Here is a 23149-nt window from a genome sequence, read left to right as displayed (position 1 = left end):
GTGAAATTACTTGGCTTTGCCGGGGTCTTTCACATCCTTGATCACGTCAAATTCCACGTTGTAGAGCTGGCCGTCTTTCTTCTCGACCTTGCGCAGGTAGATGTTGTGCACCACGTCGCGGGTTTGCGCGTCGATGAACATCGGGCCGCGCGGGCTCTCGAAAATCTGGCCCTTCATGGCCGCCAGCAAGGCGTCCCCACCGCCCTGCCCTTTGGTCGCCTTGAGCGCTTCGTAAATCACACGCATGCCGTCATAACCGCCAACCGCCATGAAGTTGGGGCGCAGGCCGGGGTTGGCTTTGCCAAAGGCTTCGACAAACTTCTTGTTCACGGCAGACGGGTGGGCGGTCGAATAATGGTGCGAGGTCACCACGCCCAAAGCGCCATCGCCCATGCCGTTGAGCTGATCGTCATCGGTCACGTCACCGGTGCCAATCAGCTTGATGCCGGCCTTGTCCATGCCGCGTTCCAGAAACTGCTTCATCACAGCAGCACCTGCGCCTGATGGCACAAACACAAACAGCGCGTCAGGTTTCAGGTCGCGCACTTTTTGCAGAAACGGCGCGAAGTCGGGGTTGCGCAAAGGCACCCGCAGCGATTCCGGAACCTGGCCGCCGTTGAACAGGAAGCGCTCCTTGAAATATTTTTCAGCGTCGATGCCGGGGCCGTAATCGCTGACCAGGGTCACCACTTTCTTGATACCGTTTTTCGGAGCCCAGTCACCCATGGCCACGGCGGCCTGCGCCAGCGTGAAACTGGTGCGCACCACATAGGGCGAGGCTTGCGTGATGCTGCTGGTGGCGGCGGCCATCACCACCAAGGGGGTTTTGGACTGCGTGGCAATCGGCGCGGTGGCCAGGGCCGAGGGCGTGATGCCAAAGCCGGCCAGCACGTTCACCTTGTCATTCACCACCAGGTCTTGCGCCAGGCGTTTGGTCACGTCGGGGATGCTGGTGTCGTCCTTGACGATCAGCCCCACCTTCTTGCCCGCCACCGTGTCGCCGTTTTGCGCCATGTACAGCTTGGCGGCGGCCTCGATCTGGCGGCCGGTGCTGGCCTGTTGGCCGGTCATGGGCAAAATCAGGCCAATTTTAAAAGTATTGCCTTGCGCTATTGAATTACTAGCAGCAAGTAAAGATACAGCAAGGGCTATGGCATGAATGAATTGCCGTTTGTTCATGGTTCGTCTCCAGGGTGATGGAAGGGTTCGCTTTTTTATGCTTAATGTGCAGGCAAAAAGAACCGCGCGCAATAGCGATTTCAGACTGTTTGTTATAACGCTTTGAGATAACCCAATAGCCCAGGGGCACAGCTCTTTGCCGTGGATCAGCCGCTGACTTGACTGAGGTCACAGAAGCGCTGAACAGATTCTCAGCTGCGCTTGCGAATCAGCCGCACACCAGGCATCTGGTCAAGCCGCTGGCTCAGCACGGCTTCACGCAGGTTGCGCTGGGCGATGCGGGAGTGCTCGCGCATCAGGCGACTGGACGAATACCTGCCAAATGCACAGCCATCATCACCCCTCAAGCACCGTCAGTGCCTGCGCCAGATCGGCCAGCAAATCGTCCGCCTGTTCGACCCCCACATGCAGGCGTAGCAGCCACCCGCTGCTTGTCGCGCGCTGTGGCGCAACGGCGACCAGGCTGTGCACGCCGCCCCAGCTGTTGCCGAGAGTGAAAAGCTGCAGGGCTGCGACGAAGTTTTCTATGGCCTGCATGTCGTTTTGCCGGAGGGTGAAAGACAGCAAACCATTGCCAAGTTTGAAATCGCGTTGCCACAGATGATGGTAGGTGTCGCCTGGCCGTGGTGGGTAATTGACCTGGCTTATTGCCGCATGGCTTTGCAGAAAGGTTGCAATGCGCAGGGCCGAGGCGTACTGGCGTTCCAGTCGCAGCGCCAGGGTGGGCAGACCGCGCAGAGCCAAGAAGCATTCATCGGGGGCGACATAGTAGCCAAGCAGTTCGGCGGTGTCGCGCAGGGCGTGATAGGCGGCAACATCGCGGGTGCTGACTGCGCCCATCAGCAAGTCGGAATGACCGCCCACATATTTGGTCAGGGCTTGCACGCAATAGTCCACGCCCGCATCCAGCGCCCGAAAGCCCAGTGCCGTGGCCCAGGTGTTGTCCATTGCCACCTTGATCTGACGCGCGTGCGCAGCCGCATGGTCACGGTCATGGGGCCGACACCGCAGGGCACCGGGGTGATCCAGGAGGCTTTTTTCTTCACGCCTTCAAAGTCCACATCGCCGACGATGACCGCGTTTTGCCCGGTCACGTCGATGTGCGCGGGCAGCGGCAGTTGCACCAGGATGCCGTGAGCGGAAATTGACCTGAAAAAGGGGCTGGGCTCGGATTGGGCCGATGGAACGCCAGCGTTTCGCGTTGCCAGTGACGTTTGGCGCAAAAGGCGCTGTCAAGGCCCGAACACCAGCCGAGACTAGCCTCAGCCTGCGTGGGCGGAGCGCCAGGCGACTTCCGGCAGCAAGCCGGCCAACAGCTCGTGCTCGGTTTCGTCACCCGATGGCAGATACCCGAAGTCCAACTTGAAGTCGCCCAAGGCCACGCCGTGCCGCCTGGCCCACGCGTACATGGCGCCAAAGCTGTCGGCAATGCCGGCCGCCGGACCGACGTGACGGTGGCGCAGCAGCTTCTGCGCCGGAATGTGCACCGCCGTGAACCCGCGCGGAACGGCTGCGCCCTCCCTAAGCCGCACCCCCACCAGTTGCAGATACGCCGAATCGACCAGGCCCAGAGACACGTCCATGAATGGCCCCTGTTGCAGCGCCTGCAACTCTGGCGCGCGCTGGAAAACCTGCTGCCAGGCCTTGGGCACTTCGTCCCATAGCCGCTGCCAGGGTGCCTGCACCAGCACGCCCGCGACGGTCATTCCCCCTTGTTCCACTACTTCCACGCGCGACCTCCCTTTCACTTTTCTGGGTATAAAAAAGAAGGCAATGTACTGCTCTCTTTCGCGGTACGCGGTCCTGGTTCCAAACTGCCCCCAAAACACGTGGATCACAAGATCGATCTCCATACCCATTGGGACACACGCCTTCCCTTCTCAACGGGAGATCTGCTTGGCGCCCTGGTTCGCAGATCCGAACCTGAGCGCTTTCGGCCAAGGAATCTGCACCAGCGCCACGCCGAGGAGAATGCAGGCAAGGCCAGGGAGCATGCGTGCGTGGAAGGTCTCTCCTCGGAACCAGCAGCCCAGAAGAACACCGACTATCGGGTTCCAATAGGCATAGGTTCCCGCCTTGGCGCAGGGCCAAACCTTCGAGAGATAGATATAGGCGGAGTAAGCCAGGATCGAGCCGAAGGTTATCAGGTATCCCACGGCGAGGAGGCTTCGGGGGTTCCACGTGCCGTGGGAAATGCCGCCGGTGAGGGATGCCGCAAGCAGGGAAAGTACACCTGCCACCAGCATTTCGACGCCGATCTGGGAAAAGTGCCCGCTTTCATCGGCATGGCGTTTGCCGTACAAGGTTCCGTAGGCCCAAAGTGAAGCCGAAAGGACAAGCGCCGCTGCGCCAGAAAGGGCCGGACCTTGTCCGGATGGCCACAGGAGCACCAGCACACCCAAAAAACCCATACCAAGCCCGCACCATGCCTTTGGATCGAGTCCGCGAGGATCCATCAACGCCAGGAACAAAGGGACGGTGGCTCCCAGCGCGGCAGTGACGCCACTGCTGACGCGACCTTCGGCCCAGCCGATCAAGCCCATGCATACGCCCAGCAACGTGATGCCCACCAAGGCGATGTGGGGAATCTCTCGCCATGACGGAAAGCGCTCCTTTCTAATTTGCCCGATGAGGAGGGCGAGGATTCCCGCCGGAATGAAGCGTACGGCCGAAAGACCAAATGGCGTGAAAGTCTCGATGGCAAAGGCAATGGCGAGGAAGGTAGAGCCCCACACAACGGAGGCGGTCAGGTAGGCGAGCCAGGCGAGCATTCCATCACCTCTCTTGCGGATTGGCGTTCATGCAGCGGTGCATCTTCTGGAGAAGGCGCGTGAGTTCTTCTCGCTCATCGCGCTCCAGGCAGGATTCAGGATCCGATGGCACCTTGCCGCTGCGCCACAGGCGCTCGGGCACTGAGGCGAGCTTCTCCATGCCAGCGTCAGTCATTGTGATGATGACCCGTTTCCCGTTGGAAGGATCGCGCTGCCGACAAATCCAGCCCGACCGCTCCAGTGTGTCCAGCATCGAGGTCGTGCTTGGTCGGTCTCCATGAATCAGAACCGCGACTTCGCTGGGTGTCAGTGTTGCGGACTCTTTCAGCTTGCGCAGCAGGAATATCTGCTTTGGAGTGATCCCGTGAGGTGCGAGCGCCCGGGCGACATGGCGCTTCCAGTCCAGATGGATTTCAGAGATGAGTTCGAGGGCTTGACCTTTCATGGTTAGAATTCTAATCATGCTTTTCAAGAAAGCAAGCAATAAATCGCTTCCAGCGAACCGCCAGCTGAACTCCCGCCAGCACTCCCCAAGAAGCGGCCCAGGCCCTGTGCCCACGGTGGCGGCCATCGGGCAGTCCGTGCAAAAGGCCGACACGTGCATATCGATAAAACCGGCATCCGCGTCAAAGGCCATCTGGACTGGCTGCGCTGCGCGGTCACGACCACCTTGACCTGGCTGTAGCGACGAATACAAGATAATTTTGTCAATATGAATACATCTGTGCCAGTGAACAAATTAGCAGAGGTTGAAGCGGGCGATTTTGGAGTCTGGCTCACGCAAGTGCTGGCCTCATTTCGGGGTTCCGCAGGAACTGACGTTCCGTGTGGGAGTTGCCGTGGTTGCTGTACATCTTCCTATTTCATTCACGTTCGCCCGAGTGACCTCAAGACCATCGGTGCTGTACCCAAAAGTCTCCTAACTGCTGCACCTGGACTGCCACAAGGCTACAAGTTGATTGGATTTACATCAAACGGCTTTTGCGCGCTGCTCAAAAACGGTGACTGCTCCATCTACAGCAGTCGTCTCCAAACTTGTCGTGACTACGACTGTCGGGTATTCACCGCAGCGGGAATCAATGCGGGAGGTGCAGACAAGGCTGCCATTAACCAGCGCGTGCAGGAGTGGCAGTTTTCCTATGCCACTGGTCAGGATCAGCAAATCCACAATGCCATCAAGAAGGCTGCATCGTTCATTGTCAAGAATCGCGCTGCGTTTCCCGGTGGGCGAGCGCCAGTTGCGCCGAGCGATATCGCCGTTCTTGCCATCAAAGTGCATGGCGTTTTCCTCCTGCCAGAAATGGGAAGTCAAACGCCGTCTGAAATTGCAGAAGCGATCATTCGGGCCAGTCGTGAGTTTGAGGCCTCCAGGTCAACGGATGGAACAGAAAAACAGTGATCACTATTGTTAGATTGCACCAATGACAGTTTTTGACCTGCAGCCCCCGTCAATACTTCGCAAGAGGCTATTATTTCAATAGCACATCCAGGCTGGCTGATCGCCTGCCGGTTTCGGGCGTAGGGCCCGTCACAGGCGGCAGGTGACGGCAAAAGCCGCATGCACCGTAGGCGCATCCCACCCCATCGAGCCACCCCTCAACGCTACCGCGCCGTTGCGCGCTGCGCAGGGAGTTCTTGATCCGCGTGGTCACGGCCAAGGGGGGCAACGGAGTTGCGTGGAACCGACGGTGACGGCGTTTTGGCCAACCCTCAGAGATCCAGCACCAGCCGCGCAGTTTTTGCCCGCGAGCAACAAGGCAGAAACTGGTCGTTGGCCGCCTGCTCCTCGGGGGTCAGGTACTGGTCCTTGTGATCCGGCACACCTTCAAGCACGCGTGTCAGGCAGGTGCCGCACACACCCTGTTCACACGCAGTTTGTACCTCGACGCCGGCGTCTGACAACGCCTTGGTGACGGTCTGGTCTTTGGCCACGGTGATGATGCGTCCTGAGCTGGCCAACTTGACCTCGAAGCTGGCATCAGCCTCGGACTTGAGCACCTCGGCGGCAAAAAATTCGTAGTGCAACCGGCCCTCGGGCCAGCCAATGTCGCGCGCTGTTTTTAGTACCGCGTCCATGAAGCCTTTGGGGCCGCAGACGTAGAGGTGGCAGCCAGCTTTGGGCGCACACAGCAGCGTTGCCAGATTGAGCTTTTGCGCCGCATCGCCGTCGTCGAAATGGAACTGCACCTGGTCAGCAAAGCTGGAGGCGGCGATGCGTTCCCGAAACGCCGTGCGCTCGATTGAGCGGGTGCAGTAATGCAGCTCGAAGTCGGCACCGGTGTTGGCCAGGCGCTCGGCCATGCACAGGATGGGTGTGATGCCGATGCCGCCGCCCAGCAGCAAGCTGTGCTTGGCATCGTGCGCTAGCGGAAAGTGGTTCTTGGGCGCGCTGATTTGCAACACCTGGCCTTCCTGCACCTGCTCATGCACCGCCTGCGAGCCCCCGCGTGAGGCCGGGTCACGCAGCACACCAATCAGGTAGCGGTGGGTTTCCTTGGGGTCGTTGCACAGCGAGTACGGACGGGTCAGGCCGCCGGGCAAGTGCACATCCACATGCGAGCCCGCCGAGAAGCCTGGCAGCGCTGTGCCGTCTTGTGCGGCTACCAGTTCCAGGGTGCAGATGTCGGTGGCCACGGTGGCTTTGCGCGCCACACGAACCGACAGGGCCGATGTGCTGCTCATGATGTGCCCCTCAAACGCTGGTGCCGACTGGGCCAGCGCCTTGTTTTTCCTGCGCAATCACACGCTCCAGAATCCTGCGCGACTGCACACCACCGGCATCGATATTAAGCATCAGCAAGGCGCGTTCGGGGTGGGCCAGCAGGTTTTGCTGCTGGCGCTCCAGCATCTCCAGGTCTTCGCCAAAAATCTTGCCCTGGCCTTCGCGAATGCTGGCGGTGAGCGCCTTGTCGGCCGGGTTGAACTTGCGCGCCATGCCCCAGAAGTAGTGGATCGAGGTCTCGGTCTCGGGCGTGATGAAGTCCACCACCACGCTGTAGGCCTTTTTGTCGTTGGGTGCGTCATAGCCGCCATGGCCCTGGTGTGCCACACCGACTTCAATCATCACGTGGCTGGGCGGTGTGAAGCGGCAAATTTGCCAGCGGTCCACCGGCACGTCGTCGGCCAGGTGGTTGGCGCGCAAGGCCATTTGCCAGAATGGCGGGGGCTGGATACCGCTCATAAAGCGGCTGGTCACCACCGTGTCGCCCTCGACCGTGGTCTTGCATGGGGTCTCGTCGATTTCTTTCTGGCCGATGCTGCTGGCGTGCACATAGGTCTCGTGTGTCAGGTCCATCAGGTTGTCGATCATCAGGCGGTAATCGCAATTGATGTGGTACAGGCCACCGCCATAGGCCCACTCGGGGTTGTCATACCACGCCATGTGCGGAATTTTGGCCTCATCCGCCTGCGCTGCGTCGCCGGGCCAGACCCAGATGAAGCCGTAGCGCTCAACGACGGGGTAGGCTTTGATGGCCGGAAAACCGCGCACGCGCTGGCCCGGCATGGCAATCGTCTTGCCCTGGCAGCCCATTTCCAGGCCGTGGTAGCCGCAGACCAGCTTACCCTCGGACACGTAACCGAGCGACAAGGGCGCGCCACGGTGCGGGCAGAAGTCTTCAACTGCGGCCACCTTGTTTTCTTCACCGCGATAGAAGGCGATGCGCTCGCCGCAGATGGTGCGGCCCAGCGGTTTTTCGTCGATTTCGTTGGGGGTGGCGGCAACGTACCAGGTGTTTTTGGGGAACATGATGGAGACCTCGTTGGTTCAAAAAAGTCCTGCGATGGGGTGGGCAGGGGTGGCTGGCGCAATTTTCATTCAGTATGCTGAATGTGATTCATTGTACGGAATGACTGAGGGCAGTGCCAGCCCGATTTGATCGGGATTAACCCTTGGTTTTGGGCTCGTCGGCTTGGTTCTGCTGGTCGTTCAAATGCACAAACTTGCGCAGCAGGCGCATGAATTCGCGCTGCTCGGCAGCGTCCAGACTGTCCATCATGCCCAGGTACATCTGCTCGATGCCCGAGCGCATGCCCTGCAAGACCGCTTCACCCGCCGGGGTGAGCGACAGGCTGCGCTGGCGGCGCGGCAGCACCTCGCGCAGTATCCAGCCCTTGGCCTCCAACCGGGTGGCGATGTCGGCGGTGCTGGAGGTGTCCAGCGCAATCAGCTGCGCCAGTGTCACCTGGTCCACACCGGGCGATTCAAACAGCGTGCGCAGGATGGCGTACTGGATCGGCGTGACCTGGCGGCCATGTACTTCGTGGAACTTGGACACCGCAATTTGCTGGGCGCGGCGAATCAGGTGGCCGGGCTCGTCATAGAGCGTGAAGGCAGGTGCTTGGCTTGTGGCTTGGGTCATGGCGGGATTTTGCCCCAAGGGCTTTTTTTATAGACAACAGGATTGAACACCGGCGTGAGGGGCAAACCCGCCATCCGCCCGTCATTAAGCGCGGCTGCCCTGCCCCTGCACTGGGTTGCCATGTGTTCTGATCCCGAAGATTTGCTATTGTTTTAATAGCTTCTTGTGCAGATATCTATTGGGCTACAGGTCAATTTCCCTTAAAAATCCATCCATGGCTCACAACGCTTCATGCCGGGGCGGCGGCACGTAGGCGACGCGCGCATCACGCACCTGCTGGTGGTTCTGCTCGGCCCAATGCAGCAGATTGCGCATCGGCAGCAGGAATGATTGCCCCAACGCGGTCAACTCATAGTCCACCCGGGGCGGCACCGTGGCATGGGCGGTGCGCAGCACCAGGCCGTCCTGCTCCAGGCGACGCAGGGTCTGCGACAACATACGCTGCGAAATATCGCCAATGGTGGTTTTGAGCACACTGAAGCGCAGGCTCTGGTGGTCGCCAAGTGTGAACAGCACCAGCATGCTCCAGCGGTCACCCATGCGTTCCAGCACGTCCCGGATCGGGCAACGCTCGGCCCAATCAACTTTTGATTTGTGTACTGCCATGGCTCTTCCTTTGCAACAGGGTGATGGTTACGTCAAGGGAACCTGGTGACTTTCAGAACCCTTCTTGTATTTTCGTCCGCAGTCCGTACCATACCATTAGCAACGAACAAAGTGAATATTAGTATTGAATAAATACCTAGTCACACCGCTGCGAATTTCGTTTCATTTCAACTTAAAGGACATCCACATGACTTCCACCTTGCTCGTCACCGGCGCATCCGGTCACCTGGGCCAACGCGTGATTCATCACCTGCTGGAGACGCTGAAAGTGGCCCCGCAACGCATCATCGCCACCACCCGCAAGCCCGAAACCCTCAAAGACCTGGCTGCCAAGGGCATCACCGTGCGCGGCGCCGACTTTGACGACGCAGCCTCGCTGCGCAGTGCTTTTGCGGGGGCGGATCGCCTGCTGCTTATCAGCACCGACGCGCTGGACCGCCCCGGCCGCCGCTTGGCGCAGCAGCAAGCCGCCGTCGCTGCAGCGCAGCAAGCCGGTGTGGCGCATGTGGTCTACACCTCCATGCCGCTGCCTGAAAATTCGCCCCTGTTGATTGCTCCTGACCACGCCGGCACCGAGAAAGCGCTGGCCAGCAGCGCGCTCAAGGGCTGGACGCTGCTGCGCAACCACTGGTATTTTGAAAACCTGTTCATGTGGCTGCCGTCAGCCTTGGCCAGCGGCCAGTGGTACAGCGCGGCCGAGCAAGGCAAGGTGGCCCACATCGCGCGCGACGACCTGGCACGTGCTGCTGCCGCCGCATTGCTCAAAGACACCGGCAAGAACACCTACACCCTGAGCGGCGCCGAGGCATTCACCACCGAGCAAATCGCCCAACAGGTGTCGCAAGCCACGGGCAAACCGCTGCAAGTGGTGCCTGTGCCGCTGGCGGGCCTGATTCAGGGCATGGTGAGCGCGGGCTTCCCCGAGCCACTGGCGGCAGTGTTTGCCTCGTTCGACACCAACACCGCCGCAGGCCGCGTGGCCGAGGTCACGGGTGACTTCCAGAAGCTCACCGGAGTTGCGCCGCAGCCATTTGCCGGCTGGTTAAGCGCCAACGCCGCTGCATTGGCTGCGTTATAAGCTCCTGACGAAGGCGAGTCATCAAGGGCAAGCGGGGTAGCTGCGGATCGTCGCCAGCGAGCCTGCTGCACTGTGGCGAATCTGGCTCTCGTCGTAGCGGTGCTCTGCACCCACCGGGCAGGCACTGCGGGCCGTACAACCCAGCGCACAGTCGGAGTCGGCAGCCAGTCGGCCCGTGTTGCAGGCTTGCAAATTGAAACTGCCACTGACCAGCGCCCCGGCCGGGCACGCCGAGATGCAGGGCTTGTTCACACAGCTGTCACAGGGGTAACCGTTGTCAATCGGGGCCGAGGGGGGAAGGGCCGTGTCGGTCAGGATCGCCACCCGGTAGGCAAACCAGCTGCCCCACACCGAATCAATGCCCACCATAAAAGGCGCGGCGCGATGCCAGCCTGCGATCGCCCCCAGCCGTTGCAAACCAATGCGTTGCGCGCCCGGAAACACCACACGCGAGCGCACTTGTGGCAAGGCCTGAGCCAGCCAGCGTTCGACGGTGCGCACGCTGTACTCGTCAATCGGATGCGCACTGTGAATGCCCTCGGCCTGCACACATTCCCACAAGCGCCGACCCGCATGCCCAAACAGAATCAATTGCCGTTCATGCGGTACCGGTTCCAGCGGAGCCACCAGATCCGGGGGCAGCGCCGCCAGGTCAAACACGTGCTGACGGTTCAGCCCGGCGTGGTCAAGGACATCGGCCTGCGGGAGGATGGTGCTTGGGTTCATAAGGGAGTCAGGTTCGGAAAGAACCTGAGTTTATGGGCTACCCAAGCCCCAGCAAGCGCACCGCGTTGTCTTTCAAGATGCCGGGCATCACCTCGGGTTTGAAGCCGGCTTCTTCAAAGTCTTTCATCCAGCGATCCGGCGTGATCAGCGGGTAGTCGCTGCCAAACAGAATGCGGTCTTTGAGCAAGGTGTTGGCGTACTGCACCAGTTGCTTGGGGAAATACTTGGGGCTCCAGCCGCTCAGGTCGATCCACACATTGGGCTTGTGCGTAGCCACGCTCAGCGCCTCGTCCTGCCACGGGAAACTGGGATGCGCCATGACAATCTGCATGTCGGGGAAATCAACCGCCACGTCGTCCAGGTGCATCGGGTTGCTGTAGGCCAGGCGCAGGCCGCCACCGCAGCGCATGCCGCTGCCAATGCCGCTGTGGCCGGTGTGGAAGATGGCGGGCATCTTGTATTCGGCAATCACCTCGTAAATCGGCCAGGCCATCTTGTCGTAGGGGTGGTAGCCCTGCACCGTGGGGTGGAACTTGAAGCCCTTGATGCCGAACTCCTCAATCAGCTTGCGGGCCTCGCGCGCACCCATCTTGCCCTTGTGCGGGTCGATGCTGGCAAAGGCCATCATCATGTCCGAATTGGCTTTGGCCGCCTCGGCAATTTCCTCATTGGGAATGCGCCTGCGCCCCATCTGGGTTTCAGCGTCCACCGTGAACATGATCAGGCCAATCTTGCGCTCGCGGTAGTAGGCAATGGTCTCCGCGATGGTCGGCCTGCGGCTGTTGCGAAAGTACTTGTCGGCCGCGCGGTCGTACTCCTCGCCATAACTGTCAAACGGGTTCCAGCAACTCACTTCCGCATGGGTGTGAATATCGATGGCGACAAGGTTTTTAACGTCCATGAAAGTCTCCTGTGATTTTGGTTGGCTAGGGAAAACACTTAGTAAATTGACCGGCTTCGGGCTTGATTGTAGTTATTAAATATAACCATAATTAGACCCAGAAGGAACCCATCATGGACAAAAAACACATCCACTTTGAACTCTACGGCGAGCAACAGGAAGTCGCCATCATCCGCCTGACTCGTGGCAGCAAGCGCAACGCCTTGAACGACGGCCTGATTCTGGCCCTGCGCGGTCTGTTTGAAAAAATGCCCGCCAGCGTGCGTGCTGCTGTCATCGACGGCGAGGGTGAACACTTCTGCGCCGGGCTTGATTTGAGCGAACTGCAAGAGCGTGATGCCAGCCAGGGCGTGTTCCACTCCCGCATGTGGCATGCCGCCCTGGAACACGTGCAATACGGCCCGGTGCCCGTCATTGCGGCGCTGCACGGCGCGGTGGTGGGTGGTGGCCTGGAGCTGGCCAGTGCCTGCCACATCCGCGTGGCCGACGACACCACCTTCTATGCCCTGCCCGAAGGCTCGCGCGGCATCTTTGTCGGCGGCGGTGGTGCGGTGCGCATCCCGCGCCTGATCGGTACCGCGCGCATGACCGACATGATGCTGACCGGACGCGTGTTCAATGCGCAAGATGGCGAACGCATCGGCCTGGCGCAATACCTGGTACCCGCTGGCACGGCCTTTGACAAGGCTTGTGAACTGGCGGTGCGCATTGCCGGCAACGCCCCCATGACCAACTACGCGCTGACCCACGTGCTGCCGCGCATTGCCGATCAACCCGCTGACCAGGGCTTCATGACCGAAGCCATGATGGCCGCCATTGCCCAAAGCGCACCGGCCGCCAAGGAGCGCGTGCGCGCCTTTCTGGAAGGCCGGGCCGACAAGGTCCGAATAGCCTGAGAGAGTTGCCCCGGAGGGGGCGGCACGGGCTGGAATTGCCGTGACAAGCCAAGCAAAAAAATACATCCGTTGGAGACAAACGATGACAGAGCCGAAATTTCGACCGTTGACCTTTGGGGTGACCCGCGTTGACTTACGCGACGGCGCACCCGGCGTGCATTACCTAAAAGCCGAGCAAGCCTTGCAAGACTACCCCGAGCGCATAACCGACCGGCTGGCACACTGGGCTGCCACGGCGCCTGACCGCATCTACATCGCGCAACGTGAAAAACTGCCGGATGGCAGCAAGGGCGAGTGGAAGTGCATCACCTATGGCCAGGCCTGGCGCCACGCACGGTGTATTGCGCAGGCGCTGATTCACCGCGGCTTGAGCACCAAAAACCCGGTGGTTATCCTGTCTGAAAACGACTTGGAACACGCCCTGTTGGCGCTGGGATGCCTGGTGGCTGGTGTGCCATTTGTGCCGACTTCACCCGCCTATTCGCTGGTCAGCGTTGACTATGACAAGCTGCGTCACGTGATCAAAACCGTCACGCCCGGCCTGGTGTTTGCGGCGGATGCCACGCGATACGCAAAGGCCATCAACGCAGCCCTGCCTGCTGATATTGAAGTCGTGCTGACCCAAGGCCAGATTGATGGCCGCGACCACACGACCTTTGCCGACCTTCTGAACACGCCTGTCACACCCGCGGTTGATGCGGCCATGCAAGCGACCGGTCCAGACACCATCGTCAAATTTTTGTTCACCAGCGGTTCCACCAGCCTGCCCAAGGCGGTGATCAACACCCAGCGCATGTGGTGCGCCAACCAGCAGCAGATGGCCCAATCCATGCCGGTGCTGGCGCAGGAACCCTTGGTGCTGGTGGATTGGCTGCCCTGGAACCACACTTTCGGCGGCAACCACAACTTTGGCATGGTGCTTTACCACGGTGGCACGCTCTACATCGACGACGGCAAACCCACCCCCGCCCTCATGGCGGAAACCCTGCGCAACCTGCGCGAGATCGCACCCACGGTGTACTTCAACGTGCCCACCGGTTTTGAGGCGATTGCCGCCGCCATGCAGACCGATGACGTACTGCGCAAAAACCTGCTCTCGCGCGTCAAGATGTTTTTCTACGCTGGTGCCGCCATGGCTCAGCCGATCTGGGACAGCTTGTTTGAATCCGAAGAAAGAGAAATCGGCGAGCGCATTGTGATGAGCACCGGCCTGGGCATGACCGAGTCCGGTCCGTTCGCGATTTTTGTCACCAACCCCAACGTCAAGGCGGGCGATCTGGGCGTGCCCACACCGGGCATGGACCTGAAACTGGTTGATGTGGATGGCAAGACCGAGGTCCGCTACCGCGGCCCCAACATCACGCCCGGCTACTGGCGCGCCCCCAATGAGACCGCCAAACACTTTGACGAAGAAGGTTATTTCTGCTCAGGTGACGCGGTGAAATGGATCGATGAGACCGATGTGCACCAGGGCCTCAAATTTGATGGTCGTATTGCCGAAGACTTCAAACTGGCCACTGGCACCTTTGTGAGTGTCGGGCCGCTGCGCGCCAAGATCATTGCCGCCGGTGCCCCCTACATTCAGGACGTGGTGCTGACCGGCATCAACTTGAAGGAGGTGGGTGCCATGGTGTTCCCTACCCAGGCGGTACGGGCCTTGAGTGGCCTGCCTGCCAGCACGCCGATGGCCGATGTGCTGACCCGTGCGCCGGTGTTGGATCAGTTCCAGAAGGTGATGAACGAGCTGAACAAGATTGCCACCGGCAGTGCCAGCCGGATTGCCCGCATGTGCCTGCTGGCCGAACCGCCCACACTGGACCGCGGCGAGGTGACCGACAAGGGCTCGATCAACCAGCGGGCGGTGCTGACCCACCGCGCCGAGACCGTGGCGGCGCTGCACGATGACTCGCTGGCTTCGATTTTGAAACCCCAGTCGCTCTGAAAGACACAACACCATGGCAAGCAAAGGATTTTTCAACGCGTTTGATGACATCTGGATGTTGGATGGCATGCGCACCCCCCTGGTGGACTACTGTGGTGCGCTGGGTCACATCTCGCCGACTGACCTGGGCATCAAGGCAGCCCGTGCGGCGCTGGAGCGCGCAGCTGTGCCCGCAGCACACATCAATTCGGTGCTGACCGGCAACATGGCCCCGGGCGACTTTGAGCAATTCATGTTGCCGCGTCACATCGGCCTGTACGCCGGTGTGCCACAAGACGTGCCCGCGCTGATGGCGCAGCGCATCTGCGGCACCGGATTTGAGCTGTTTCGCCAGGCCGGTGAACAAATCGAAAGCAGCTGCGCTGACGTGACGCTGGTGGTGGGCACCGAGTCGATGACACGCAACCCGATTGCCGCCTTTGAGCACCGCACCGGCTTCAAGCTGGGTGCACCGGTCGGCTTCAAGGACTACATGTGGGAAGCGCTGAATGACTCGGCAGCGGGCATCAACATGATCCAGACCGCCGAAAACCTGGCCAAGCAATACGGCATCACCCGCGAGGAGGTGGATGCCTTTGCCTCCAGCTCCTTTGCCAAGGCAGTGGCTGCGCAACAAAGCGGCTTTCACGCCGGTGAAATCGTGCCCGTGGTCAGTGAAAATTTCGCGCTTGAAGGCTACGCCACCCGCGCCATCAAGTTACAGGGCAAAAGCAGCGAAGTGGCGCTTGACACCCATGCCCGCATCTCGCCGGTCGAGGTCTTGGCCAAGCTGCGCAGCGTCTACCCCGGTGGCGTGCAGACCGGTGGCAACAGCGCCGCGCTGGTCGACGCTGCTGCGGCGGTCGTCGTCGCCTCAGGCGGCTATGTCCGCGCTGAAGGCAAGAAACCGCTGGCCCGCGTGGTGGCCGCTGCCGTGGTGGGTGTGCCGCCCGAGATCATGGGCATTGGCCCGGCACCCGCTATCCGCCTGCTGCTGGAGCGCGCCGGGCTGACGCTGGACCAGATCGGCCGCTTCGAAATCAATGAGGCCCAAGGCGCGCAAACCCTGTCGGTGGGGCGTGAACTGGGCCTGGACCTGTCCAAACTCAATGTCAACGGCGGCGCCATTGCGCTGGGCCATCCGCTGGCCTGCACCGGTGTGCGCCTGACGCTGACACTGGCACGCGAGATGCAGCGCAGCCATGTGCGCTACGGCGTGTCCAGCGCCTGCATCGGCGGTGGCCAGGGCATTGCCCTGCTGCTGGAAAACCCGCTGACGGTCTGATCCCGTCTTTATATAAGAAACTGGCCTCTAGCCCTTATAAAACAAGCGCAAGCAGCTATATATTTAATAGCATTCAACTCTAACCCACAAAAGCATTCAACATGAACATTCAAGGACAAGCAGCTCTGGTCACCGGTGGTGGCTCCGGCTTGGGCGAAGCCACCGCCCGCGAACTGGCCCGCCTGGGTGCCAAGGTGGCGATTCTGGACGTGAACCTGGCCAACGCCGAAAAGGTGGCCGCCGAAATTGGCGGCGTGGCCTGCCAGTGTGACGTGACCAGCCCGGACAGCGTGCAAGCCGCCATCGACACCGCCACCGCCGCCCATGGCCCAGCCCGCATCCTGATGCAGATTGCCGGCATCGGCAGCGCCAAGCGGGTCGTCGGCAAGGACGGCAACGCCGCCCCGCTGGAAGACTTTGTGCGCGTGGTCAACGTCAACCTGATCGGCACCTACAACGTGGCGCGCCTGTTCGCCGCCGCCTGCGCCAAGCTTGAACCCATGGAAGACGGCGAGCGCGGTGCCATGGTGTTCACCGCCTCCGTGGCCGCGTTTGACGGCCAGGTCGGCCAGCAGGCCTACAGCGCCTCCAAGGCCGGTGTGGCCGGCATGACGCTGCCCATGGCGCGTGATCTGGCGCAGCACGGCATTCGCGTCTGCACCATTGCGCCCGGCCTGTTCGCCACGCCGCTGATGAAGACCTTGCCTGAAGCCGTGCAGGTGTCGCTGGCAGCCAGCATTCCGTTCCCGCAGCGTCTGGGCAAGCCCGAGGAGTTTGCGCAGTTGGCCGCACACATTGTCAGCAACTGTCACCTCAACGGCGAGGTGATCCGCCTTGATGGCGCACTGCGCATGGCTCCGCGTTAAAGGCACTCCATGAGTAAAACGGTTGTTTATGAAGTGAACGTGATGTTTGGCGACTGCGACCCGGCCGGCATCGTGTTCTTTCCGAACTTTGCCAAGTGGATGGATGCCTCGTCACTGAACTTCTTCATTCAGAGCGGCGTGCCGCCCTGGCGTGAGCTGGTCAAGACCACCGGCATCATCGGCACGCCGCTGCTGGAGATCAACACCAAATTCCTGCGCCCGGCCACCTACGGCGAAACGCTGCAGATTCACACCAGCATCGAGGAGTGGCGCGACAAGGTGTTTGTGCACCGCCACCTGATCAAACGCGGCGATGAGCTGCTGTGCGAAGGCACCGAGGTGCGCGCCTTTTGCATGCGCTTGCCCGACTCAGACCGCATCAAGGCCATCCCCGTGCCCGCTGACATCAAGGCCTTGTGCTGTTGACCCCGTTTAATTGTTTTCCCTTTTTTCCCGCGCTTGCCCTTTTATAAAACCACTTGGAGACAACACCATGAAAGCTTTCAAAACCCTCATCGCCACCGCCGCTGCGGCTCTGGTCACTGGCTCGGCGCTGGCCGACATCACCATCGGCATCAGCCTGCCTTTGAGCGGCCCGGCATCAGGCCTGGGCATTCCGATGGGCAACCAGATCAAGCTCTGGCCTACATCCATCGCCGGAGAAAAACTCAAGGTCATCGTGCTGGACGATGCCACCGATCCGACCAACGGCGTCAAGAACGCCAAACGTTTTGTGACCGAAGACAAGGCCGACATCATCATGGGCTCAGCCGCCACACCGGTGGCCATCCCGATGGCCGCCGTGGCCGCTGAAGCCGAAACCGTGCAGATAGCGTTCTCCCCCGCCGTACTGCCCCCCGGCAAAGATGCCTGGACCTTTCGTCTGCCGCAATCGAACGATGTGATGGCCCACGCCATGGTGGCGTTGATGAAAAAGCAAGGTGTCAAAACCGTGGGCTTTCTGGGCTACACCGATGCCTATGGCGAAAGCTGGCTCAAGGAGTTCACCGCTCAAGCCAATGCCAACGGCATCAAGCTGATTGGCACCGAGCGTTTTGCCCGCTCTGACACCAGCGTCACCGCCCAGGCCCTCAAGCTGGTGGCCGCCAACCCGGACGCCATGTTGATTGTGGCCTCGGGCAGCGGCGCTGCCATGCCCCACATGGCGGTGGTGGATCGTGGCTACAAGGGCAAGATCTACCAGACCCATGCAGCAGCGTCGCGTGACCTGATGCGTGTCGGTGGCAAAGCCGTGGAAGGTGCTTATGTGGTGTCCGGCCCGGCGGTAATTGCCGAGCAGTTGCCCGACAGCCACCCGTCCAAGAAAGTTGCCATCGACTTCGTGCAGCAATACGAAAAGGCCTATGGCCCGGGGTCACGCAACCAGTTCGCCGGCCACAGTTACGACGCGGTGCTGATACTGGAAAAAGTCGTTCCCGTGGCGCTGAAAAAAGGCAAACCCGGCACCAAGGAATTCCGCGCCGCCCTGCGTGACGCCATGGAAACCATGGGCCGCACCGTGGTGTCGCATGGCGTGCTGAACTGGACCCATGACAACCACTGGGGCTTCACCAACGAAACCGGTGTGATGCTCAAGGTGGTCAACGGCGACTGGAAGGTCGAGTAAGCGGCCTCTCGCTCACACCTCCGTTGGTCTGAGGTCAAGGGCAGCCTGGGGCTGCCCTTGGGGCAATCTCTATTTTTTCTGGGCCCATCATGGACTTTTCAATTGCCAGCATTTTGCTGCTCGATGGCATCACCAACGGGGCGGTGTACGCCCTGCTGGGCTTGGCCACGGTGCTCGTGTTTTCCGTAACGCGGGTGATCTTTATCCCGCAAGGTGAATTTGTCGCCTACGGCGCGTTGACTCTGGCCATTTTTCAAACCGGCAAGGTGCCGGGCACGGTCTGGTTGCTGCTGATCATGGCAGTGCTGGCGGCGCTGATGGATGCGCGTTTGAGTTGGCAGCATACCGGTGATGCCAAGCGCGCGCTCAAGGCGGGTTTGAGCGCCCTGGCGGCACCGTTGGTGGTATCCCTCTTGTCGATCTGGGCCGCACCGCACCAATTGCCCTTGCTGGTGCAGGCGCTGCTGACGGTGGCCATCGTCACCGCGTTTGGCCCGCTGGTCTACCGGCTGGCCTACCAGTCGCTGGCCGATGCCAGCTCGCTGGTGCTGCTGATTGTGTCGGTGGGTGTGCACTTTGCCATGACCGGCCTGGGCTTGCTGTTCTTTGGCGCAGAAGGCTTTCGTAACCCCTCGTTCTGGGACGAGCGCCTGAACCTGGGGCCGCTGGCCATCACCGGACAGGCCATCATCATCGTGCTGACATCGCTGGCGATGATTGTGTTGCTGTGGCAATTTTTCAACCGCACCTTATACGGCAAAGCCTTGCAAGCCACGGCGGTGAACCGCCTGGGCGCCCGGCTGATGGGCATCTCCACCCACGGCGCCGGGCAAGCCACGTTTGCCATGGCCGCGCTGATTGGTGCGCTGTCGGGGCTGTTGATCGGCCCGACCACCACGGTGTTTTACGACTCCGGCTTTCTGATTGGCCTCAAGGGTTTTGTGGCGGCGGTGATGGGTGGTCTGCACAGCTACCCGCTGGCGGCGCTGGGGGCGCTGTTTGTCGGCCTGGTCGAGTCCTTTGGCTCGTTCTGGGCCAGCGCCTTCAAAGAGGTGATTGTGTTCACCCTGGTGCTGCCCATTCTGCTCTGGCGCTCGGTCGCAGGCGGAAATGAGGAGGAGCATTGAGATGAGCTTCACCACACAACTTCAACATTGGGCGCACAACGCCAAAATCCAGCGCGTGGTGGTCGTGGCCTGCATGCTGCTGTACGCCGTGTCCCCCGTGCCCGAGTTCTGGATCACCCAGCTCAACTACATCGCACTCTACAGTCTGGTGATTCTGGGGCTGGTGCTGCTCACCGGCATCGGCGGGCTGACTTCATTCGGGCAGGCCGCGTTTGTCGGCATCGGGGCTTACACCAGCGCGTATCTGACGGTTCACATGGGCTGGTCACCCTGGCTCACCGTGTTTGCCGGGCTGTTCATCACCGGCATCAGCGCGCTGGTGGTGGGCTGGATCACGCTGCGCATGTCGGGCCACTACCTGCCGCTGGCCACCATTGCCTGGGGCTTGTCGCTGTATTACCTGATGGGCAACCTGGATGCGCTGGGCAAGTACGACGGTATTCTGGGTGTGCCCGCGCTGACCGTGTGGGGCTGGGACATCAGCCAGGGCCGCAGCTTCTTTGTGCTGGCCTGGGGCATGGTGCTGTTTGCTGCGTTTGCACTGTTGAACCTGATGGATTCACGCACCGGCCGCGCCATCAAAGCCATGCGCGCCAGCACCCTGATGGCCGAGGCCATGGGGGTGGACACGCTGCGCCACAAGGTCGGCATCTTTTTGATCGCGGCCCTGTTTGCCAGTCTCTCGGGCTGGTTGTTTGCGCACTTTCAGCGCACCGTCAACCCGTCTCCCTTTGGCCTGAAGATGGGTATTGAGTACCTGTTCATGACCGTGCTCGGTGGGGCCGGTTATGTGTGGGGTGCCATCAGCGGCGCGGTGATGACCAAGCTGCTGGAGGACGAACTGCAGGTGCTCCTGCCCAAATTGCTGGGCACCAGCGGCAGCTACGAGGTGATTGTGTTTGGCATTGTGCTGGTGCTGGTGCTGAAGTACCTGCCCGATGGCGTGTGGTCGCTGGTGGGGCGTTTTCTTCCCAAGCCCAACCGGGTCGAAGACTGGCACGCTGCTGCTGCCTTGCCTGAGCGCGCCAAACCCGCGCTGGGTGACACCGTGCTGGAGGTGAAAGACATCCGCAAACAGTTTGGCGGGCTGACCGCAGTGAACAACATCGGGTTTTCCATCCAGGCGGGGCAAATCGTTGGCCTGATCGGCCCCAATGGTGCTGGCAAGTCCACCACCTTCAACCTGATCACCGGCGTGCTGGGCCTGAGCTCGGGCGAGGTGAAGTTTCGCGGCCAAACCATCAGCGGCCTGCCTTCGCGCGAGATTGCCCGGCGCGGCATGAGCCGCACCTTCCAGCACGTCAAGATGATCCCGGAGATGACGGTGCTGGAAAACGTGGCACTGGGTGCACAGTTGCGGGGCAGCAAGGGCGCGCTTTCCAGCATGTTGCGCCTGGACCGTGCCGAAGAACAAAGCCTGCTGCGCGAAGCGGCACGTCAGCTGGAGCGCATCGGCATGGGCCATGCGATGCACGAACTGGCCGGCAACCTGGCCATGGGCCCGCAGCGCCTGCTGGAAATTGCCCGCGCCCTGTGCAGCGACCCAGCCCTGCTGCTGCTGGACGAACCCGCCGCCGGTCTGCGCCACAAAGAAAAGCAAGCCCTGGCCGCGGTGTTGCGCCAGCTGCGCAGTGAAGGCATGAGCATTTTGCTGGTGGAGCACGACATGGACCTGGTGATGGACGTGACCGACCACATCGTGGTGATGGAGTTTGGCACCCTGCTGATGCAGGGCACGCCCGAAGAAGTGCAGCAAAGCCCGAAAGTACGTGCCGCCTACCTTGGCGTGGAGCATTGATATGAAACCACCTGTTTTAACCGTCAAAGGTCTGCGCGCCGGTTATGGCCGCGCCGAGGTGCTGCATGGCATTGACTTGCAAGCTTTTCAGGGCAGCGTGATCACCGTGATTGGCCCCAACGGGGCCGGCAAGTCCACCTTTTTGAACGCCTTGATGGGCGTGCTGCCAGCTCAGGGCCAGATCGAGTTTGAGGGCCAGCCGATCAACACCTTGTCGCTGGAAGAGCGCGTCATGCTGGGCATTGCCCTGGTGCCGGAAAAGCGCGAGCTGTTTGGCAGCATGTCGGTGGAAGACAACCTGGTACTGGGCGCGTTTCGCCAGGTGCGCCTGCGCAACCCCAAGTGGCGTGAGCAGATGGACGTGGTGTTTGACTTGTTCCCGCGCCTGAAAGAGCGGCGCACGCAGGCCGCAGGCACCTTGTCCGGTGGCGAGCGCCAGATGCTGGCCGTGGGCCGCGCCATGATGTCACGCCCGACGCTGTTGATGCTGGACGAACCCAGCCTGGGCCTGGCCCCGCTGGTGGTGAAGGAAATCTTTCGCACCATCGACACCTTGCGCAAAACCGGGGTCACCACGCTGCTGGTGGAGCAAAACGCCCGCGCCGCGCTGGAGGCGGCTGATGACGGCTACGTGCTGGAGATGGGTGAAATTGCCCTGCACGGCCCGGCCCAAGACCTGGCCACCGACCCGCGGGTGATCGACACCTACCTGGGCGCGGCGCGCAAAAAAGACACGGCCACCCGGCCCTGATTTCAGCAGCAAACAGACAACCACGCACCAGGAATCGACGAACCCGCTGAAAGGTTCGCTGCCCATCAGGCCGCACGGTTCCCCGAATGGGGTTGTCCATAACTTAGTAAAACCACCTTGGAGACTCTTATGAAAATTTCATCACTCATCACCCTGTCGGGCTTGCTCGCCACGGGCGCGGTGCAAGCGCAAACCCAAAGCGCCACCCTGTACGGCATGATCGACACGGGCGTGGAGGCTGTCAGCAACGTGTCCGGCGCGGGCACCCTCACCCGCATGCCTTCTACCACGGGCATTCTTCCATCGCGCCTGGGCTTTCGTGGCAAGGAAGACCTGGGCGGTGGCTTGAGCGCCGTTTACACGCTGGAAATGGGCTTTGCCCCGGACACCGGCGCGTCCGGGCAGGGCGGTCGCCTGTTTGGTCGCCAGTCCACGGTCGGCTTCAGCGGCGATTGGGGTGCCGTCACACTGGGTCGCCAATGGACGATGCTGTTCTGGTCAATTCTGGACTCCGACATCGTCGGCCCCGCCGTTTATGGACTGGGCTCATTGGACAGCTACATCCCCAACTCGCGTATTGACAACTCGCTGGCCTACAAAGGCAAGTTTGGCAATGTGACGGTGGGCGGCACCTACAGCCTGGGGCGTGACACAGTCAATGCGGGTCCTTCACCTGCGGGCACCAATTGCGCGGGCGAGAGTGGCGCAGACACACAGGCGTGCCGCGAATGGTCTGCCCTGGTGAAGTACGACACCGCGAGCTGGGGTGCCGCTGTGGCTTACGACTCCCTGAACGGACGCACCCCGGCCAGCGGCACTGACGTGGTGTTGCCAGCGGGCCTGACCAGCAGCGCCAAATCCGATGCGCGCTTGATGCTGAACGGCTATGTGAAGTTCTCTGACGTGAAGCTCGCAGGCGGTGTGATTCGCCGCACCAACGACGGCAGTGCCACCAAGCCCAAGAGTGACCTCTGGTACGTGGGTGCGTCTTACCCGCTGTCACCTGCATGGACGATTGACGGAACTTACGCCAAACTGAGCTACAAGGACATTGCCAATTTCGACTCATCCCTGCTGGTGGTGAGGTCGCTTTACAAGATGTCCAAACGCACCACTTTGTACGTTCAACTGGGTGGAATCAGCAATGACAGTTTGGCCAATGTGTCCGTCAGCGGTGGGGCACCCGGTAGCAACCCCGCCTTGGGTGATTCACAAACCGGCGTGATGCTGGGTATGAACCACGCGTTCTAGACAGT

The 23149-nt window shown here is 61.0% G+C and carries 23 protein-coding genes and 2 pseudogenes; 12 read left to right on the top strand and 13 right to left on the bottom strand.

The window, feature by feature from the left end; translation table 11 throughout:
- Nucleotides 1-6 precede the first annotated feature (6 nt).
- The 7 genes and pseudogenes from RFER_RS01445 to RFER_RS01425 all read right to left on the bottom strand — a co-directional run bounded on the left by RFER_RS01445 (nt 7) and on the right by RFER_RS01425 (nt 4521).
- Nucleotides 7-1179 (bottom strand): ABC transporter substrate-binding protein, encoded by a 1173-nt coding sequence (locus RFER_RS01445; protein WP_011462616.1) that lies wholly within the window; start codon nt 1177-1179, stop codon nt 7-9.
- A gap of 191 nt (nt 1180-1370) precedes the next feature.
- Nucleotides 1371-1478: pseudogene (locus RFER_RS25015) on the bottom strand (GntR family transcriptional regulator); the annotation flags it as partial.
- Nucleotides 1479-1515: 37 nt separating this feature from the next.
- Complete coding sequence (locus RFER_RS01440; protein ID WP_049765596.1) at nt 1516-2127, bottom strand: PLP-dependent transferase; 612 nt, start codon at nt 2125-2127, stop codon at nt 1516-1518.
- A pseudogene (locus RFER_RS23845) lies at nt 2052-2252 on the bottom strand (hypothetical protein); the annotation flags it as partial. The gene RFER_RS01440 and the pseudogene RFER_RS23845, both read right to left, overlap by 76 nt.
- A gap of 189 nt (nt 2253-2441) precedes the next feature.
- Nucleotides 2442-2909 carry a GyrI-like domain-containing protein gene (locus tag RFER_RS01435; protein ID WP_166485629.1) on the bottom strand — a complete coding sequence of 156 codons (468 nt, stop codon included), beginning with the start codon at nt 2907-2909 and terminating at the stop codon, nt 2442-2444.
- A gap of 150 nt (nt 2910-3059) precedes the next feature.
- Nucleotides 3060-3950 carry an EamA family transporter gene (locus tag RFER_RS01430; RefSeq protein WP_011462614.1) on the bottom strand — a complete coding sequence of 297 codons (891 nt, stop codon included), beginning with the start codon at nt 3948-3950 and terminating at the stop codon, nt 3060-3062.
- Between the two features lie 4 nt (nt 3951-3954).
- A complete protein-coding gene (locus tag RFER_RS01425; protein WP_166485628.1) occupies nt 3955-4521 on the bottom strand; it encodes a MarR family winged helix-turn-helix transcriptional regulator in 567 nt (188 codons plus the stop codon).
- Between the two features lie 141 nt (nt 4522-4662).
- Here RFER_RS01425 and RFER_RS23840 point away from each other — a divergent pair, with 141 nt between their 5' ends.
- Entirely contained in the window at nt 4663-5349 is a 687-nt protein-coding gene (locus tag RFER_RS23840) for a YkgJ family cysteine cluster protein (RefSeq protein ID WP_011462612.1), read from the top strand.
- A 311-nt stretch (nt 5350-5660) separates the two neighbouring features.
- On the opposite strand, the gene RFER_RS01415 is transcribed toward RFER_RS23840, so the two are convergent.
- From RFER_RS01415 to RFER_RS01400, 4 genes are all read right to left on the bottom strand, one after another.
- Nucleotides 5661-6632 (bottom strand): PDR/VanB family oxidoreductase, encoded by a 972-nt coding sequence (locus RFER_RS01415; RefSeq protein ID WP_011462611.1) that lies wholly within the window; start codon nt 6630-6632, stop codon nt 5661-5663.
- Nucleotides 6633-6642: 10 nt separating this feature from the next.
- Nucleotides 6643-7698 carry an aromatic ring-hydroxylating oxygenase subunit alpha gene (locus tag RFER_RS01410; RefSeq protein ID WP_011462610.1) on the bottom strand — a complete coding sequence of 352 codons (1056 nt, stop codon included), beginning with the start codon at nt 7696-7698 and terminating at the stop codon, nt 6643-6645.
- Nucleotides 7699-7834: 136 nt separating this feature from the next.
- Entirely contained in the window at nt 7835-8311 is a 477-nt protein-coding gene (locus tag RFER_RS01405; protein WP_011462609.1) for a MarR family winged helix-turn-helix transcriptional regulator, read from the bottom strand.
- A gap of 219 nt (nt 8312-8530) precedes the next feature.
- Nucleotides 8531-8917: a winged helix-turn-helix transcriptional regulator gene (locus RFER_RS01400; RefSeq protein WP_011462608.1), complete on the bottom strand. Its 387-nt coding sequence runs from the start codon at nt 8915-8917 to the stop codon at nt 8531-8533.
- Nucleotides 8918-9104: 187 nt separating this feature from the next.
- On the opposite strand from RFER_RS01400, the gene RFER_RS01395 reads away from it, so the two are divergent.
- Nucleotides 9105-9995, top strand: a complete 891-nt coding sequence (locus tag RFER_RS01395; RefSeq protein ID WP_011462607.1) for an SDR family oxidoreductase — start codon at nt 9105-9107, stop codon at nt 9993-9995.
- Between the two features lie 21 nt (nt 9996-10016).
- Here the strand turns inward: RFER_RS01395 and RFER_RS01390 are convergent, their stop codons facing one another.
- Both RFER_RS01390 and RFER_RS01385 read right to left on the bottom strand, forming a co-directional pair.
- Nucleotides 10017-10721 (bottom strand): hypothetical protein, encoded by a 705-nt coding sequence (locus RFER_RS01390; protein ID WP_011462606.1) that lies wholly within the window; start codon nt 10719-10721, stop codon nt 10017-10019.
- A gap of 37 nt (nt 10722-10758) precedes the next feature.
- On the bottom strand, nt 10759-11622 hold the full coding sequence (locus tag RFER_RS01385; RefSeq protein ID WP_011462605.1) for a 4-hydroxyphenyl-beta-ketoacyl-CoA hydrolase: 864 nt from the start codon (nt 11620-11622) through the stop codon (nt 10759-10761).
- A gap of 113 nt (nt 11623-11735) precedes the next feature.
- Between RFER_RS01385 and RFER_RS01380 the strand changes: the two genes are divergently transcribed.
- The 10 genes from RFER_RS01380 (at nt 11736) to RFER_RS01335 (ending at nt 23144) form a co-directional block, all read left to right on the top strand.
- On the top strand, nt 11736-12518 hold the full coding sequence (locus tag RFER_RS01380) for a crotonase/enoyl-CoA hydratase family protein (RefSeq protein WP_011462604.1): 783 nt from the start codon (nt 11736-11738) through the stop codon (nt 12516-12518).
- 82 nt (nt 12519-12600) lie between these two features.
- Nucleotides 12601-14460, top strand: coding sequence for a feruloyl-CoA synthase (locus RFER_RS01375; protein ID WP_011462603.1), 1860 nt, complete (start codon nt 12601-12603; stop codon nt 14458-14460).
- Nucleotides 14461-14473: 13 nt separating this feature from the next.
- Nucleotides 14474-15724 (top strand): thiolase family protein, encoded by a 1251-nt coding sequence (locus RFER_RS01370; protein WP_011462602.1) that lies wholly within the window; start codon nt 14474-14476, stop codon nt 15722-15724.
- A gap of 101 nt (nt 15725-15825) precedes the next feature.
- Nucleotides 15826-16590: an SDR family NAD(P)-dependent oxidoreductase gene (locus tag RFER_RS01365; protein ID WP_011462601.1), complete on the top strand. Its 765-nt coding sequence runs from the start codon at nt 15826-15828 to the stop codon at nt 16588-16590.
- 9 nt (nt 16591-16599) lie between these two features.
- Nucleotides 16600-17016, top strand: a complete 417-nt coding sequence (locus RFER_RS01360; protein ID WP_011462600.1) for an acyl-CoA thioesterase — start codon at nt 16600-16602, stop codon at nt 17014-17016.
- Between the two features lie 67 nt (nt 17017-17083).
- Nucleotides 17084-18217, top strand: a complete 1134-nt coding sequence (locus RFER_RS01355) for an ABC transporter substrate-binding protein (RefSeq protein WP_011462599.1) — start codon at nt 17084-17086, stop codon at nt 18215-18217.
- 89 nt (nt 18218-18306) lie between these two features.
- Nucleotides 18307-19344, top strand: a complete 1038-nt coding sequence (locus tag RFER_RS01350; RefSeq protein ID WP_011462598.1) for a branched-chain amino acid ABC transporter permease — start codon at nt 18307-18309, stop codon at nt 19342-19344.
- 1 nt (nt 19345) lies between these two features.
- Nucleotides 19346-21142, top strand: a complete 1797-nt coding sequence (locus tag RFER_RS01345) for a branched-chain amino acid ABC transporter ATP-binding protein/permease (protein WP_011462597.1) — start codon at nt 19346-19348, stop codon at nt 21140-21142.
- Nucleotide 21143: 1 nt separating this feature from the next.
- On the top strand, nt 21144-21893 hold the full coding sequence (locus RFER_RS01340; RefSeq protein ID WP_011462596.1) for an ABC transporter ATP-binding protein: 750 nt from the start codon (nt 21144-21146) through the stop codon (nt 21891-21893).
- Between the two features lie 129 nt (nt 21894-22022).
- On the top strand, nt 22023-23144 hold the full coding sequence (locus RFER_RS01335) for a porin (RefSeq protein ID WP_011462595.1): 1122 nt from the start codon (nt 22023-22025) through the stop codon (nt 23142-23144).
- Nucleotides 23145-23149: the final 5 nt, after the last annotated feature.

Source organism: Rhodoferax ferrireducens T118, assembly GCF_000013605.1.
GTDB classification, from domain to species: Bacteria; Pseudomonadota; Gammaproteobacteria; order Burkholderiales; family Burkholderiaceae_C; genus Rhodoferax; species Rhodoferax ferrireducens.
This window is presented reverse-complemented; position numbering and strand designations above follow the sequence as displayed.

Coding starts and splice junctions, on each gene's coding strand:
- RFER_RS01445 (WP_011462616.1), bottom strand. CDS start 1,179: ATGAACAAACGGCAATTCATTCATGCCATAGCCCTTGCTGTATCTTTA.
- RFER_RS01440 (WP_049765596.1), bottom strand. CDS start 2,127: ATGGACAACACCTGGGCCACGGCACTGGGCTTTCGGGCGCTGGATGCG.
- RFER_RS01430 (WP_011462614.1), bottom strand. CDS start 3,950: ATGCTCGCCTGGCTCGCCTACCTGACCGCCTCCGTTGTGTGGGGCTCT.
- RFER_RS01425 (WP_166485628.1), bottom strand. CDS start 4,521: ATGGCCGCCACCGTGGGCACAGGGCCTGGGCCGCTTCTTGGGGAGTGC.
- RFER_RS23840 (WP_011462612.1), top strand. CDS start 4,663: ATGAATACATCTGTGCCAGTGAACAAATTAGCAGAGGTTGAAGCGGGC.
- RFER_RS01415 (WP_011462611.1), bottom strand. CDS start 6,632: ATGAGCAGCACATCGGCCCTGTCGGTTCGTGTGGCGCGCAAAGCCACC.
- RFER_RS01410 (WP_011462610.1), bottom strand. CDS start 7,698: ATGTTCCCCAAAAACACCTGGTACGTTGCCGCCACCCCCAACGAAATC.
- RFER_RS01405 (WP_011462609.1), bottom strand. CDS start 8,311: ATGACCCAAGCCACAAGCCAAGCACCTGCCTTCACGCTCTATGACGAG.
- RFER_RS01400 (WP_011462608.1), bottom strand. CDS start 8,917: ATGGCAGTACACAAATCAAAAGTTGATTGGGCCGAGCGTTGCCCGATC.
- RFER_RS01395 (WP_011462607.1), top strand. CDS start 9,105: ATGACTTCCACCTTGCTCGTCACCGGCGCATCCGGTCACCTGGGCCAA.
- RFER_RS01390 (WP_011462606.1), bottom strand. CDS start 10,721: ATGAACCCAAGCACCATCCTCCCGCAGGCCGATGTCCTTGACCACGCC.
- RFER_RS01385 (WP_011462605.1), bottom strand. CDS start 11,622: ATGGACGTTAAAAACCTTGTCGCCATCGATATTCACACCCATGCGGAA.
- RFER_RS01380 (WP_011462604.1), top strand. CDS start 11,736: ATGGACAAAAAACACATCCACTTTGAACTCTACGGCGAGCAACAGGAA.
- RFER_RS01375 (WP_011462603.1), top strand. CDS start 12,601: ATGACAGAGCCGAAATTTCGACCGTTGACCTTTGGGGTGACCCGCGTT.
- RFER_RS01370 (WP_011462602.1), top strand. CDS start 14,474: ATGGCAAGCAAAGGATTTTTCAACGCGTTTGATGACATCTGGATGTTG.
- RFER_RS01365 (WP_011462601.1), top strand. CDS start 15,826: ATGAACATTCAAGGACAAGCAGCTCTGGTCACCGGTGGTGGCTCCGGC.
- RFER_RS01360 (WP_011462600.1), top strand. CDS start 16,600: ATGAGTAAAACGGTTGTTTATGAAGTGAACGTGATGTTTGGCGACTGC.
- RFER_RS01355 (WP_011462599.1), top strand. CDS start 17,084: ATGAAAGCTTTCAAAACCCTCATCGCCACCGCCGCTGCGGCTCTGGTC.
- RFER_RS01350 (WP_011462598.1), top strand. CDS start 18,307: ATGGACTTTTCAATTGCCAGCATTTTGCTGCTCGATGGCATCACCAAC.
- RFER_RS01345 (WP_011462597.1), top strand. CDS start 19,346: ATGAGCTTCACCACACAACTTCAACATTGGGCGCACAACGCCAAAATC.
- RFER_RS01340 (WP_011462596.1), top strand. CDS start 21,144: ATGAAACCACCTGTTTTAACCGTCAAAGGTCTGCGCGCCGGTTATGGC.
- RFER_RS01335 (WP_011462595.1), top strand. CDS start 22,023: ATGAAAATTTCATCACTCATCACCCTGTCGGGCTTGCTCGCCACGGGC.